Annotated in this window: 14 protein-coding genes and 1 tRNA gene; 5 read left to right on the plus strand and 10 right to left on the minus strand. The window is 68.6% G+C overall.

The window, feature by feature from the left end:
* Window positions 1–20: 20 nt before the first annotated feature.
* Together ACZ5BU_RS29625 and tenA are read right to left on the minus strand one after the other, a co-directional pair.
* Window positions 21–1,568 carry a phytoene desaturase family protein gene (locus ACZ5BU_RS29625; RefSeq protein ID WP_465703723.1) on the minus strand — a complete coding sequence of 516 codons (1,548 nt, stop codon included), beginning with the start codon at window positions 1,566–1,568 and terminating at the stop codon, window positions 21–23.
* A complete protein-coding gene (gene tenA / locus ACZ5BU_RS29630) occupies window positions 1,565–2,227 on the minus strand; it encodes a thiaminase II (protein ID WP_465703724.1) in 663 nt (220 codons plus the stop codon). The genes ACZ5BU_RS29625 and tenA overlap by 4 nt, the downstream gene beginning before the upstream one ends.
* 92 nt (window positions 2,228–2,319) lie before the next feature.
* On the opposite strand from tenA, the gene ACZ5BU_RS29635 reads away from it, so the two are divergent.
* Genes ACZ5BU_RS29635 through ACZ5BU_RS29645 form a run of 3 tightly spaced genes read left to right on the plus strand, consistent with a single transcriptional unit; the run spans window position 2,320 to window position 5,752 of the window.
* A complete protein-coding gene (locus tag ACZ5BU_RS29635) occupies window positions 2,320–4,032 on the plus strand; it encodes an aminotransferase class V-fold PLP-dependent enzyme (protein WP_465703725.1) in 1,713 nt (570 codons plus the stop codon).
* A 57-nt stretch (window positions 4,033–4,089) separates the two neighbouring features.
* A complete protein-coding gene (locus tag ACZ5BU_RS29640) occupies window positions 4,090–5,082 on the plus strand; it encodes a cation diffusion facilitator family transporter (RefSeq protein WP_465703726.1) in 993 nt (330 codons plus the stop codon).
* 55 nt (window positions 5,083–5,137) lie between these two features.
* Window positions 5,138–5,752 (plus strand): MarC family protein, encoded by a 615-nt coding sequence (locus tag ACZ5BU_RS29645; RefSeq protein ID WP_465703727.1) that lies wholly within the window; start codon window positions 5,138–5,140, stop codon window positions 5,750–5,752.
* Between the two features lie 35 nt (window positions 5,753–5,787).
* On the opposite strand, the gene ACZ5BU_RS29650 is transcribed toward ACZ5BU_RS29645, so the two are convergent.
* The 5 genes from ACZ5BU_RS29650 to ACZ5BU_RS29670 all read right to left on the minus strand — a co-directional run bounded on the left by ACZ5BU_RS29650 (window position 5,788) and on the right by ACZ5BU_RS29670 (window position 9,167).
* On the minus strand, window positions 5,788–6,567 hold the full coding sequence (locus ACZ5BU_RS29650; RefSeq protein ID WP_465703728.1) for a hypothetical protein: 780 nt from the start codon (window positions 6,565–6,567) through the stop codon (window positions 5,788–5,790).
* A 15-nt stretch (window positions 6,568–6,582) separates the two neighbouring features.
* Complete coding sequence (locus tag ACZ5BU_RS29655; RefSeq protein WP_465703729.1) at window positions 6,583–7,071, minus strand: SigE family RNA polymerase sigma factor; 489 nt, start codon at window positions 7,069–7,071, stop codon at window positions 6,583–6,585.
* Between the two features lie 395 nt (window positions 7,072–7,466).
* A tRNA-His gene (locus ACZ5BU_RS29660) sits at window positions 7,467–7,539 on the minus strand.
* A 68-nt stretch (window positions 7,540–7,607) separates the two neighbouring features.
* Window positions 7,608–8,228: an oligoribonuclease gene (orn, locus tag ACZ5BU_RS29665; RefSeq protein WP_465703730.1), complete on the minus strand. Its 621-nt coding sequence runs from the start codon at window positions 8,226–8,228 to the stop codon at window positions 7,608–7,610.
* Window positions 8,229–8,279: 51 nt separating this feature from the next.
* Entirely contained in the window at window positions 8,280–9,167 is an 888-nt protein-coding gene (locus ACZ5BU_RS29670; protein WP_465703731.1) for a class I SAM-dependent methyltransferase, read from the minus strand.
* Between the two features lie 78 nt (window positions 9,168–9,245).
* Here ACZ5BU_RS29670 and ACZ5BU_RS29675 point away from each other — a divergent pair, with 78 nt between their 5' ends.
* A complete protein-coding gene (locus ACZ5BU_RS29675) occupies window positions 9,246–9,725 on the plus strand; it encodes a GNAT family N-acetyltransferase (protein ID WP_465703732.1) in 480 nt (159 codons plus the stop codon).
* 43 nt (window positions 9,726–9,768) lie between these two features.
* On the opposite strand, the gene ACZ5BU_RS29680 is transcribed toward ACZ5BU_RS29675, so the two are convergent.
* The 3 genes from ACZ5BU_RS29680 to ACZ5BU_RS29690 form a co-directional block, all read right to left on the minus strand.
* Window positions 9,769–9,972 carry a cold-shock protein gene (locus ACZ5BU_RS29680; RefSeq protein ID WP_130381366.1) on the minus strand — a complete coding sequence of 68 codons (204 nt, stop codon included), beginning with the start codon at window positions 9,970–9,972 and terminating at the stop codon, window positions 9,769–9,771.
* Between the two features lie 96 nt (window positions 9,973–10,068).
* On the minus strand, window positions 10,069–10,857 hold the full coding sequence (locus ACZ5BU_RS29685; protein WP_465703733.1) for a hypothetical protein: 789 nt from the start codon (window positions 10,855–10,857) through the stop codon (window positions 10,069–10,071).
* Window positions 10,858–10,867: 10 nt separating this feature from the next.
* Window positions 10,868–11,422 carry a dihydrofolate reductase family protein gene (locus ACZ5BU_RS29690; protein ID WP_465703734.1) on the minus strand — a complete coding sequence of 185 codons (555 nt, stop codon included), beginning with the start codon at window positions 11,420–11,422 and terminating at the stop codon, window positions 10,868–10,870.
* Between the two features lie 192 nt (window positions 11,423–11,614).
* Between ACZ5BU_RS29690 and ACZ5BU_RS29695 the strand changes: the two genes are divergently transcribed.
* Window positions 11,615–12,592 carry a LacI family DNA-binding transcriptional regulator gene (locus ACZ5BU_RS29695; RefSeq protein WP_465703735.1) on the plus strand — a complete coding sequence of 326 codons (978 nt, stop codon included), beginning with the start codon at window positions 11,615–11,617 and terminating at the stop codon, window positions 12,590–12,592.
* Window positions 12,593–12,677: the final 85 nt, after the last annotated feature.

Consider the following 12,677-nt stretch of genomic DNA (forward strand, 5'->3'; position numbering starts at 1 on the left):
TCGGGGAGATGCGAAATCGGTTAGGTGGTGAGGACGGTCATGGCGGCGTTGTGGCCGCCGAGGCCGGAGACGGCGCCGCCTCGGCGGGCGCCGGAGCCGCAGATCAGGAGGTTTCGAACGTCGGTCTCGGTGCCCCAGCGGCCGGTGTCGCCGGGGGTCGTGGCCCAGGGCCACTGGAGGTCGCCGTGGAAGATGTGGCCGCCGGGCATGCCGACGGATTCCTCGATGTCGTACGGCGTCTTGGCCTCGATGCACAGGTTGCCGTCGGCGTCCCGGGCGATGCAGTCCGCGAGGGGTTCGGCGAGGTACGACTCGAGGCCGGCGAGTACTCGCCGGGTCGCCTCGGCGCGGGACGAATCGTTGTCGGAGGCAAACAAACGGGCGGGGAAATGGACGCCGAAGACGGTCAGCGTGTGGTAGCCCGCGGCAACCAGTTCGGGGGAGAGGATCGACGGGTCGGTCAACGAGTGGCAGTACACCTCGGACGGCGGTACGGCCGGCAGCGAGCCGGACGCGGCGGAACGGTACGCCGACTCCAGCTGGCTGTAGTCCTCGTCGATGTGGAACGTACCGGCGAACGCCCGGGCCGGGTCGTCGCCGGACTTCAGCGCCGGCAGGTGGCGCAGCAGCAGGTTGATCTTCAGCTGCGACCCCTCCGGCTTCTCGGCACCGCCTTGGCCGCGGAGCGTGGCCAGGGTCGACGGTGCGACGTTCGACAGCACCCAGGAGCAGTCAACAGAGCGCTCTCCGTCGCCACCGAGCCAGGTGACCGACCCGCGCGTCCCGTCGACCTCTACGGAGGTGACTGCCGCGTTGGTGACCACCGCGGCACCAGCACGCCGCGCGGCCGCGGCCAGCGCGTCAGTGACTGCGCCCATGCCTCCGACAGGCACACGCCACTCACCCGTGCCGTTGCCGATCAGGTGGTACAAGAAGCACCTGTTCTGGATCAGTGACTCGTCGTGCAGGCCTGCGAACGTTCCGATCACGGAGTCGGTCGCTACAACGCCTCGTACGGTGTCGTCGGCGAAGCGGCGTTCGATGGCTTCACCGAGCGGCCGCTCGACCAGTTCGTCCCACAGTGCGCCGTCGACGCGAGAGCGGATCTCGGCGGCCGGCTGCAGCGGCTCCAGCAGGGTGGGGGCTACGACGGCCGCCACCGAGCTCACAGCTCCGTAGAAGTCCGTCCAGGCCTTGTACTCCGTGTCGCTGCCCGTGAGCGTTCGGAACGAGTCCCTGGTGCCGGGGCCTTCCGGTCGTTCCACCAGTAGGCCGAGGTCGCGCCCACCACGACGTACAGGCGTGTACGAAGCCACGGCGCGCGAGCGGAGGTCCAGGCCGAGGCCGAGGTCGGCGACGATCTTGTCGGGCATCAGGCTGACCAGGTACGAGTAGCGCGACAGCCGCGCGTCCACGCCCGGGAAGACGCGTTCGCTGACCGCAGCACCGCCGGTGTGTGCCTGCTGCTCCAGGATGAGCGTTGAGAGCCCGGACTGGGCCAGATAGGTGGCGGCGACGAGACCGTTGTGCCCACCACCGACTATGACGACGTCGTAGAAGTCCTTCATCCCACCGGCCAATCGAGCTTGTGGTAAGCGGCGTCCCAGAACATCCATTCGTAGCGGCACGTCATAGCGAAGTGCTGGTGACAACGTTCCCGCTCGGCGCTGCCGACGTCCAGTCCGTCTGTCACGGCAAGCACCTCCTCGACGACCGCGTCGAACTCCTCGGAGCCGTACGTCGCGATCCACTTGGCGTACACCGGGTCCGGCGACGACCGCTTGAGCAGCTCGCGGCCCACGTCGCGGTAGATCCAGTAGCAGGGCAGTACGGAGGCCACTGCCTCGGCGTACGTGCCCGTGGCGCACACGGCCGTCAGATAGGACATGTACGCCGTAGTGGTCGGACCGGAGCCCGCAGCGTCCACGTCCGCGGCTGAAAGACCCAGTGACTCCAACAACGACGTGTGCAGGTCCCGCTCGACCGCGATCGCGTTGGCGGCGTGCAGGGCGAACATGCTGACCGCGTCGTCGTCCGTGGCGCGGCCGGCGACCAGGCTGAGCGCCCGCGAGTACGCCCGCAGGTAGTGGCTGTCCTGGATGATGAAGTACCGGAACGCGTCGTGGTCGAGCGTCCCGTCCGTCAGCCCGGTGATGAACGGGTGCCGGACGATCTCGTCGTACACCGAGGCCGCACCGCGATCCCACAGCTCGCTGGAAAACGTCATCCCCACTCCTCGCCGTCGACTGGAACCGACCCTATCCAGACAGCGCGTACGGATCACGAGACGCGGCTCACTCCGGCGACCTACTCTGAGGCATGGGTGCACAAGCGGGGATGCCGCCGGAGACGCCGCTGCTGCGGCAGATCCGTGCGTCGGTGATCGGTGACGACCAGGTGATGCCCGGGCCGTACGGTCCGCGACGGGTGACGTACGCCGACTACACAGCCTCCGGGCGGGCACTGACGTTCCTCGAGGACTTCATCCGTGAGGAGGTCCTGCCGCGGTACGCGAACACGCACACCGAGTCGAGCGGGACCGGTCTGCAGACGACCCGGTTGCGGGAGGACGCGCGGCGGATCATCCACCAGAGCGTCGGCGGCGACGACGAGACCGCGGTCATCTTCTGCGGCTCCGGTGCAACCGGGGCGATCGACAAGCTGATCGGGATCATGGGCCTGCGGATCCCGGCCGAGCTCGACGACACCTACCACCTGACCGACCAGATCCCGCCGGAGCAACGCCCGGTCGTCTTCATCGGCCCGTACGAGCACCACTCCAACGAGCTGCCCTGGCGCGAGTCGATCGCCGACGTGGTACTGATCAGCCAGGACGCCGACGGGCACATCGACATCGACCAGCTCGAAGAACGCCTGCGGCAGTACGTCGACCGCCCGCTGAAGATCGGCTCGTTCTCCGCCGCGAGCAACGTCACCGGCATCGTCAGCAACACGCAGCGGGTGTCCGCGCTGCTCCACCAGTACGGCGCGTTGTCGTTCTGGGACTGCGCCGCCGCCGCGCCGTACGTCGAGATCGACATGTACGGCGGACGCGACGAGAACCCGCTCTCCTACAAGGACGCGATCTTCCTCAGCCCGCACAAGCTGATCGGCGGCCCGGGCACGCCCGGGGTGCTGGTCGCACGGCGCGAACTCCTCCGCAACCGGGTCCCGGACGTGCCGGGCGGCGGCACGGTCGCGTACGTGAACCCGCTCGAGCACCGGTACCTGGACGACCCGGTGCACCGCGAGGAGGGCGGGACGCCGGCGATCATCGGGTCGATCCGGGCCGGGCTCGCGTTCCAGCTCAAGCAGGCCGTCGGGATCGACGTGATCCGCGCGCACGAGGACGCCTACCTGCGGCGGGCGGTCGAGGCGTGGAAGGACGAGCCGAACCTGCAGATCCTCGGCAATCTGGACGCGGAGCGGCTGTCGATCGTGTCGTTCGTGGTGAAGGCGCCGTCCGGCCGGTACCTGCACCACAACTTCGTCGTCGCGCTTCTGAACGACCTGTTCGGCATCCAGTCGCGCGGCGGCTGCTCGTGCGCGGGCCCGTACGGTCACACGCTGCTCGGGATCGATCTCGAGCGGTCGCACGAGTTCGAGGAGGAGATCCTGCACGGCTGTGAGGGGATCAAGCCGGGCTGGGTGCGGGTCAACTTCAACTACTTCATCTCCGAGGCGGTGTTCTCGTACGTCGTCGAGGCCGTCAAGCTCGTCGCCCGGGACGGCTGGCGGCTGCTCGGCGACTACCGCTTCGACCCGGCGAACGGTCTGTGGCGGCACCACCGCGGCCCGGTCGAGCCGCCGCTGCGGCTCTCCCAGGTCGGGTACGACGCCGACGGCAGGCTCAGGTACCCGCGCCACGACCACACCGCCCCCGAGTCCGCGCTCGACGACTACCTCGCCGAGGCCCGCGACCTGCTGTCCACCTGTCAGCAGGACCGCGGCGACCCCGAGGGCCACGTGAACAGAGACTTCGACCACCTCCGCTGGTTCGAGCTTCCGTCGCGCTGCCTCATCCGCGACTAGCGCGCCCAGGCGGCGAGCAACGCGTCGTCCGGGTGGTCAGCTGAGTAAGGTCTGGGTGTGAGCAGCTCGGAGGCGGATGACACAGGGAGTGAGAGCCTCCTGACAGTGCTGGTCGCGCTCACCGCGAACCTGCTGATCGCGGCCGCGAAGACGGTCGTCGCGGTGATCACCGGATCGGCCTCCATGGCGGCCGAGGCGGCGCACTCCTGGGCCGACACCGGCAACGAGGTGTTCCTGCTGGTCGGCGAGCGGCGCGCGCGCAAGCCGGCCGACCGGACGCATCCGCTCGGCTACGGGCGGGTCGGGTACATCTGGTCGATGTTCGCCGCCTTCGGTCTGTTCACGGTCGGTGCCGCGGTGTCGGTGTGGCACGGCATCCAGTCGTTGGAGCACGGCGAGGCGGAAGCCACGTCGTACGGCTGGGCGTACGCCGTGCTCGGGGTCTCGTTCGTGCTCGAGGGGATCTCGTTCGCGCAGGCGCTACGGCAGACCAAGGCCGGTGCGCTGGAGCGGATGCTGCGGCCCTGGCGGTACGTCCGGCTCACGTCCAACCCGGTGCTGCGGGCGGTGTTCGTCGAGGACTTGTCGGCGCTGATCGGCATCCTGATCGCGACACTGGCGATCATGATGCACCAGCTCACCGGCAACGCGGCGTGGGACGCGGCCGGGTCGATCGTGGTCGGTGTGCTGCTCGGCTGCGTCGCGCTGTTCCTGATCAGCCGGAACATGGACTTCCTGACCGGCGAGGCGGTCACGCCGCTGGCCCGGAACCGGGTGCTGCGCGCGCTGCTCGAGCACAAGGACATCGAACGGATCAGCTTCCTGCACATGGAGTGGGTCGGCGCGGACCGGATCTTCCTGGTCGCCGCGGTCGATGTCACCGGCAACGATGTCGAGTCGGAGGTCGCCGCCCGGCTGTACGCGATCGAGGACGCGCTGAACGCCCGCCCGGAGATCCAGCAGGCGATCCTCACGCTGTCCCGGCCCGGTGACGCGACGAGTCTGCAGCCGGGCGAACTGCCCCGCTGGTACGTCGAGCCGACGCCTTAGGCCACGTTCGCGAGGTGACGCGTTCCAGGTCGTACGGGGTGTACGCTTCCCGACCGTGGAGCCCGTACACGTGGCGGTTTCGGCTTTGGCTGCATTGTTGCCGATCACGAACCCGGTCGGCGCGCTGGCCACCTTCGCAGGTCTGACGACAGGCGTCGAGCCGGCCTCGATGAAACGCCAAGCGGTGCGGACGGGCGTGTACGTGTTCGGCATCCTGACGGTGTTCACGGTGCTCGGCACGCTGGTGCTGGAGGGTCTGGGGATCGGCCTGCCCGCGCTGCAGATCGCCGGCGGGCTGGTGGTCGGTCACTCCGGCTTCGGGATGATCGTCGCCCGGCAGACGCTGACGCCCGACGAGAAGACGCACGGAGTTGTGAAGCCGGACGTTTCGTTCTCGCCGATGGCGTTGCCGTTGGTCGCCGGCCCGGGCGCGATCGGTGTCGTGATCGCACTGACCGCGCGGCATCCCGGGATCACCAACCGGCTGGCGGTAATTGTGGGAGTTGCCGTGATCGCCGCGCTGGTGGCGGTGCTGCTCCGGTTCGGTACGCCGCTGGTCGACAAGCTCGGCCCGACCGGGCTGGGCGCGCTGAGCCGGATCATCGGCTTCCTCACGCTGGCCATCGGCGTCGAGCTCGTGACGCACGGAGTACTCGCGGCGACGAAGTAGGGCCCGGCGCCCACCTGAGCGCCGGGCCTGCTCGCCTACTTGCTGGGCTTCACGGTTGAGACCGGCGGGAGCTTCCACGCCTTGCTCTTGGCGAGTGCTGTGAGCTCCTTGACGGACAGGAGCGGCGTGGGGCGGGTGTGCGGCTTGCCCTTCTCCGCCGGAGCGTTGTAGCTGGTGAGGTTGATGTTGCGGCCGTCAGGGCGGACCAGCATGACGTAGTTGCTGAGGACGCCGTACTGCGCCTGGCGGCCGTCGGTGTACTCCGGTGACTCCTTCAACGAGTACAGGGTGGAGCCGTCGGGCAGGGTGCTGCAGCCCTGGCGGACCGGGACGCACGGGTTCTGCTCGCCGCCACCGGACAGCATGACGTCGACCCGGGCGGCGCCGTGGCCGTCGTCGACGACGTACGCCGCTGCGGTGAAGTCGCCCTCGCCCCACGTCTCCGGGTGCGAGAAGGTCCGTCCCGGCGCCGCGAGGAGCGACTTCAACGTGGCGAGCGTTTGCTGGGAGTTGACGGCGTGCGTGCCGGCCGGCGTCGGCTTGATCGACGGCTTCGTGGATGGTTTCGCGGACGGCTTCGTGATCGCGATCGGCGTACCGGCGGCGGCGCTGTCGGCGGGGGAGCCGAGTACGTGGATGCCGCCGGCGATCAGGCCCGCGGTCGCCAGTACGGCCCCGGTACCGCCTGCGGCGAGCAGCGTCGTACGACGGCGCCGTAGGCGGGTGCCTTGCGCGACGCTACGTTCCAGCAGGTCGGGAGAGACGGGCTCGAGGTTCTCGGTGGCCCGCTGCATCAGGTCGGTGAGGTTGTTCATGGGGTTCTCCTGAGCTCAGAGGGCGATCAACTGGTCGGCACCGTCACCGAGGACCGCCCGCAGGCGTTCCAAGGCTCGGGCGGTGCGAGTCGTGATCGCACTGGTCTTCTTGCCAAGATCGAGCGCCACCTGCTCGACGCTGCGATCTTCGAAGAACCGCAGCACCAGCACAGCCCGATCCAACGGCGCGAGCTCCCCCAACGCACTCTGCAGTGCGACCCGCAGCTCAACGTCCCCCGCGCGCTCCACCACCTCAGGCAGCTTCTCCGTAGGCCGCTCGCCCCAACTCTTACGCCGCCGCTGCGAAACAAACGTCCGCACCAACACAGTCCGCGCGTAAGCCCCCGGGCTGTCGATCCGCCCCCACGCCTTCATCAGGTTCGCGAGCGTGTCCTGCACCAGGTCCTCTGCATGATGCCGGTCCCCACACAGCAACCAAGCAGTCCGGTACAGCCGCGGTATCTGTACCCGCGCGAACTCCTCGAAGTCCTCGGTAGCACTCATTCGCCGCCTCTCGTAGATGCCTCTGCCCCAAGAGACGCATCCACAGCCGCGTCAGATCACACCAAGCTCAGAAGACCTTGGAAAGCACCCAAACCGCGAACGCCAAGAACCCCACAACAAACGTCACAACAACCACGACCCCATACCCGAACCAAGTGCTCCCACTCAACTTCACCAGAGCATCCTCGCACGCAACCCAGCCACAACAGCCGAGCAACAAGCGAATCCCAACCCCAGCAGCCGAGCGACAAGCGAACCCAGCCACAGCAGCCGAGCGAAGCGAAGGCGCAGGGGGTGCGGGTGGCGGAGCCCCCGCAACGCGGCAAGCGAAGCGCAGCCGCACAAATGACGAAGCCGACCAAGCCCGCGCTCTCCGCGGGCATGGCCGACCATCGGGTGAGTGACGGGACTTGAACCCGCGACCACCTGGACCACAACCAGGTGCTCTACCAGCTGAGCTACACCCACCATTGCCGCCCGAACTGCGACGGCTGAGCAATCATAGCGACGAAGTCGCGGGACATGAAATCCGCAGGTCAGGGGGCGGTTGGGGTGTCTTCGGCGGGGGCTGTGAACAGGCTGGCGGCGGCCCGTGCGGTGTTGGAGTCGGGGCCTGGTTGCGGCACGAAGACGGTCTCCCGGTAGTACCGCAGTTCGTCGATGCTCTCGGTGATGTCGGCGAGCGCGCGGTGGTTGCCGTTCTTGGCCGGGGTGGCGTAGTAGACGCGCGGGTACCAGCGGCGGACGAGTTCCTTGATCGAGCTGACGTCGACGTTGCGGTAGTGCAGGTGGGACTCGACGCGCGGCATGTCGCGGACCAGGAAGGTGCGGTCGGTGCCGACGGAGTTGCCGGCGAGCGCGGCCTTGCGGGGCTCTTTGACGTACGACGTGATGAAGTCGAGCACCTGCTGTTCGGCATCGGCCAGCGGGATGCCGTTGGCGAGCTCGTCGAGCAGCCCGGACGCGGTGTGCATGTCGCGGACGAAGTCGCCCATCTGCTCGAGCGCGCCGGGTGGTGGGGCGATCACCAGGTCGATCCCGTCACCGAGCACGTTGAGTTCGTAGTCGGTGACCAGCACCGCGACCTCGATCAGGGCGTCGTTCTCCAGATCGAGGCCGGTCATCTCGCAGTCGATCCACACCAGCCGGTCGTTCATGAGGACCCACCTTACGGCGAGCGGCCGACAGTACGGCGACTGCGTGCCGGGTCAGCGCGGCGCGTGCCCAATGTGGACGCTCCGGACGGCCAGTACGGCGAGGTCGGTGCGGCCTCCGAGGTAATACGATCCTTCCGGGTCCAGTAACTGCTGCCAGACCTCCAGATCCGCCGGCTCGAGCCACTCCTCGTCAGCCGCCGCGTGCCCATGCCCGTGTCCATGACCGTGCCCCTGCCCGGTCAGCCGCTCGATCCGCGTACGCAACCCCTGGACAACGCGCTCCAGTTGTACGTCGGTCAGCGGCGCGGGCGTCTCGCTCAGTACGCTCCGGGTGGTCACGTCGACGAGCCCGGCCCGGGCCAGCGCGTCGGTCCACCCGTACGCCATCGGCACCGACCCGGGCAGCGATTCCCGCATCACCTTGAACCATCGGTCCTGCGCCACGTCGAGCCGCAGCTCGAGGCCGGGTTCGCCGATCCCGAGATCCCACGGCAGATACCGAGCCGGGAGCCCACCCTCGGCGAGCGCCAACCGGCCGCCGGGCGCGAGCAATGCGGCGAGCGCGCTGACAGCCGCCTGTTGATCGGCCGCGTGATGTACCGACGCCGATGCCCAGATCAGGTCCGCCGGCGCATTGATTGCCCGGCGCAACGGTTCTGTTCCGTCGTCCAGCGAGGCGAGCTCGCAGCGGACCAGTCCGCCGGTGTGCTCGCGCGCCTGCTCGAGTACGTCGGGGTCCGCGTCGATCGCCACCACCGTCGCCTCGGGCAGCGCCTCGGCGAGTGCCTTCGCCATCCCGCCCCCGCCGCACCCGACGTCCGCGATCACCTTGTCGGTGTCCCGTACCAAGGTCGCGGCCACGGCCGCGTTCCAGTCGCTCTCGCCCTGCGCGGACGCACGCAGGCGCCCGGCCTCTCCGGCCCAGTCGATCTCGATCATGCCGACCAGTCTGGTACCGCCCGGCCGCAGGGCTCACGTCGAATTGCCGGTCCGGCAAAGGCGGTTACCGTTGCGCGGGTGATCTCCACCGACCGCCTGTCGTTGCTACCGCTGCGGATCGAGTACGCCGTACCGATGGCTGACGTTTTGTCCGACCCGAGTCTCTACACGTTCATCGGCGGACAACCGCCGACCGTGGAGGCGCTCGAGGCGCGGTACCGGCGCCAACTGGCCGGTCCCGAGAACAAGGACGAGCAGTGGCTGAACTGGGTCGTCGAGTACGACGGCAACTTGATCGGCTTCGTTCAGGCGACAGTCACCGGAAGTACGGCAGAAATTGCCTGGGTCATCGGCGCCGCGTGGCAGGGCCGGGGCTTCGCGAAGGAAGCAGCACAGGGACTGGTCACCTGGCTGAGGGCACGGAAGGCCCAGAAGATCGTGGCGCATATCCATCCGGATCACACCGCGTCGGCCGCCGTCGCGACCGCGATCGGACTCGCGCGTACCGACGTACTGGAGGACGGCGAGTACCTGTGGAGCACGGCAGACCCGGCCTGAGCCGGGTCTGCCGAGCGAACAACCGTCGGAAGGACGGCCGAGATCAGACCGGGCGAACGTTCTCCGCCTGCAGGCCCTTCGGGCCCTGGGCGATCTCGAACTCGACGCGCTGGTTCTCGTCCAGGGAGCGGAAGCCCTGGGTCTGGATCGCCGAGTAGTGCACGAACACGTCGGCGCCGCCGTCCTCCTGGGAGATGAAGCCGAAGCCCTTCTCGCCGTTGAACCACTTAACTGTTCCCAAAGCCATGATTTTCTCCTGATACGACAAAACGCCCGGCGGATCACAAATCCGCGGGCGCTTCGACACGAACGTGGAACTGCAAAACTGCAACGATCCGGAACTTTAGCACGCAGGATGAGCCGTCAGCCACCCCTCGCCACGCCGCGCGTCGTACTCGTCGGGTGTTCCTGGCCACGTCCGCGCACAACCGGACGTGCCGCACTCGCACGCGAAGGGGTACGGCGGCAGTTCAGTGAGACCACGATCCGCCTGCCACAGCCGCCCCTGGCGGCACGCGGCGAGGTTCTCGTACTGCCGCTGCCTACGCAATCCGTCACCGGCCTGCAACCGAGGGAGTGGTCCCAGCGCATCAGCAACGCTCTGGGCGACAGCATCCCAGTCCGGTGACGCTGGGACCTCCACAACGACCCGCCCGCGCTCCGCAGCCTCGAGACGTACCCGGTCCGCCAGTAGGGCGTCCCGCGCCAGCAGGCTCTCCAAGCGTTCCCGGCCGTCGTCCACCCGCGCCAGGCGTTCCTCCCGTGCCAGCCTCGTCTGCTCGGCGTCGGGCAGCAACCAGACCGCTGCCGGAACCGAGTCAGCCATCGACGGGAACAGCTGTGGTCCCTCTACCAGCGCAGGTACGTCGCCGAGCCCCCGCTCGCGCACGTCCTCAGCCACCAGCTCAAGCCGCAACTGAGCGATCTCCACGAACCTGTCTGCCGCGTACGAAGGACCAGCGGCCAGGTCCTCGGCCAGTGGCCGGAGCGGTGGCAGCCGGTCCAGGTGCGCGTAGGTCCACAGGTCGATCGGGTGCAGCGGCAGGTCGCCGCGCCGCGCAAGGTCCCGCGCAATCGTCGACTTCCCCGCGCCAGGGGCTCCACCGATCCACGCCATCTCCGGCCAAGTCACAGAAGAAAAGCTACGGCCGTACGTAGGTCGCCAGCGAGGCGGCGCCGGTCTGCAGGACCGAGTCGAGCCTCAGGTGTAGGGGCTGATCCGACGGGCCGAAGATCTTCTCGCCGGTCCCGACGATCGACGGCAGCGTCATCAGCCGGTACTCGTCGACCAGGTCGTCCGTCTGCAGCGCGCGGATCACGCTCAGGCTGCCGGTGACCGCGATCGTCCGCGGCTCGGCCCGTACGTACTCGGCCAGAGCGCCCTTCATCAGGGTCGAGTTCGGGAACGCGGAGAGGTCGGTCAGCGAGTGCGTGGCGACCACCTTGGCCATCTTGTTCATCTTGGTGGAGAAGTCGTCGGTCCGGTTCGGCCAGAGCCGGCTGAACAGCTCCCAGGTGTTCCGGCCGAGCAGCAGTACGCCGGTGTCCATCAGCTCGCCGAGGCGGAACTTGTCCCCGCCGACGGTCTCGGGTCCGTGCCGGAACGCCCAGCCGCCGGCCGGCGTACCGCCCGACCCGTCGGGGTCGGTGACGACGCCGTCGAGGCTGACGAACGCGATGACGATGACGTGGCCCATGATCCTGCTCCTTCGATCGGGTGCTTGCGCCGGTACATACCGCCGCCCCGGCCCGGAATCATCGGTCATCCGGAACGAGCCTGGGTGGCTCGCCGTACGGGCCGCTGTGTTGACGCAAACATGTCTAGACTCCTGGCACACGGGAGGTGCCGGGTGGAGGGAACGCTGGGAAGGCGGCGGCGAGGACCGTCGATGGCCGACGTGGCGCGGCTGGCCGGGGTGTCCGGGCAGACCGTCTCACGGGTCGCCAACGGCCGTCAGAACGTCGACGCGGTCACCCGCGCCCGGGTGCAGGACGCGATGCGCCAGCTCGGTTACCGCCCGAACGGCGCGGCCCGCGCCTTGCGCAACGGTGAGTTCCGCAGCATCGGCGTGATCGCGTTCGAGCTGTCCACCTTCGGTACGACGAGAACGCTGGACGCGATCGCCACCGCCGCCACCGCGCGTGGGTACACGGTCAACCTGATGCCTGTGCTCTCGGTCAACCGTCAGGCGGTCGCCGACGCGTTCGCGCGGCTGGGGGAGCAGGCCGTCGACGGCGTGATCATGATGATCGAGGCGCAGATCCTGGACGAGGTACAGCTGCCCGTCGGGCTTCCGGTCGTCATCGTGCACGCCGGCGCGCACTACGACCATCCGGTCGTCGACACGGACCAGACGCAGGGCGCCCGGCTCGCGACCGAGCACCTGCTCGAACTGGGGCACCGGACCGTGTGGCATGTCGGCGGGCCGCCGTCGTCGTTCGCGGCCGACCAGCGCCGTCGTTCCTGGGAGCAGACGCTCCGCGACCACGGCCGCGACGTACCGCCGTTCCTGATCGGGGACTGGACATCGGCCTCCGGGTACGACGCGGGCTGCGATCTCGCCGCGGATCCCGGCGTCACCGCGGTCTTCGTCGCCAACGACCAGATGGCGCTCGGCGTACTGCGGGCCCTGCACGCGCGCGGCCGGGCCGTGCCGGACGACGTGAGCGTGGTGGGCTTCGACGACATGGAGGAGGCGGCTCAGTTCTGGCCGCCCCTCACCACGATCCGTCAGACCTTCACCGACGTCGGCCGCTGCAGCGTCGACACCCTGCTCGCGCAGATCCACGCCACCGACCACCAGCCCACGCCGCTAGCCGTCCCCACCAGCCTGGTGATCCGCAACAGCACGGCCCCACCGTCTTAGCCCGCGGCGCCCGGCTGTGATCTGGGTCACAGCACGTCTCGCCTGCGTTGGGCTGTTCGACGTTCTGGCAGAAGTACATCTGCCA

Source organism: Kribbella sp. NPDC031520, assembly GCF_055580825.1.

Bases quoted from the DNA above. Each gene is read 5' to 3' on its own strand.
- ACZ5BU_RS29655 (WP_465703729.1), bottom strand. From the start codon at position 7,071: ATGAGTGCTACCGAGGACTTCGAGGAGTTCGCGCGGGTACAGATACCG.
- ACZ5BU_RS29690 (WP_465703734.1), bottom strand. From the start codon at position 11,422: ATGGGCCACGTCATCGTCATCGCGTTCGTCAGCCTCGACGGCGTCGTC.
- ACZ5BU_RS29625 (WP_465703723.1), bottom strand. From the start codon at position 1,568: ATGAAGGACTTCTACGACGTCGTCATAGTCGGTGGTGGGCACAACGGT.
- ACZ5BU_RS29670 (WP_465703731.1), bottom strand. From the start codon at position 9,167: ATGATCGAGATCGACTGGGCCGGAGAGGCCGGGCGCCTGCGTGCGTCC.
- tenA (WP_465703724.1), bottom strand. From the start codon at position 2,227: ATGACGTTTTCCAGCGAGCTGTGGGATCGCGGTGCGGCCTCGGTGTAC.
- ACZ5BU_RS29650 (WP_465703728.1), bottom strand. From the start codon at position 6,567: ATGAACAACCTCACCGACCTGATGCAGCGGGCCACCGAGAACCTCGAG.
- ACZ5BU_RS29695 (WP_465703735.1), top strand. From the start codon at position 11,615: ATGGCCGACGTGGCGCGGCTGGCCGGGGTGTCCGGGCAGACCGTCTCA.
- ACZ5BU_RS29680 (WP_130381366.1), bottom strand. From the start codon at position 9,972: ATGGCTTTGGGAACAGTTAAGTGGTTCAACGGCGAGAAGGGCTTCGGC.
- orn (WP_465703730.1), bottom strand. From the start codon at position 8,228: ATGAACGACCGGCTGGTGTGGATCGACTGCGAGATGACCGGCCTCGAT.
- ACZ5BU_RS29635 (WP_465703725.1), top strand. From the start codon at position 2,320: ATGGGTGCACAAGCGGGGATGCCGCCGGAGACGCCGCTGCTGCGGCAG.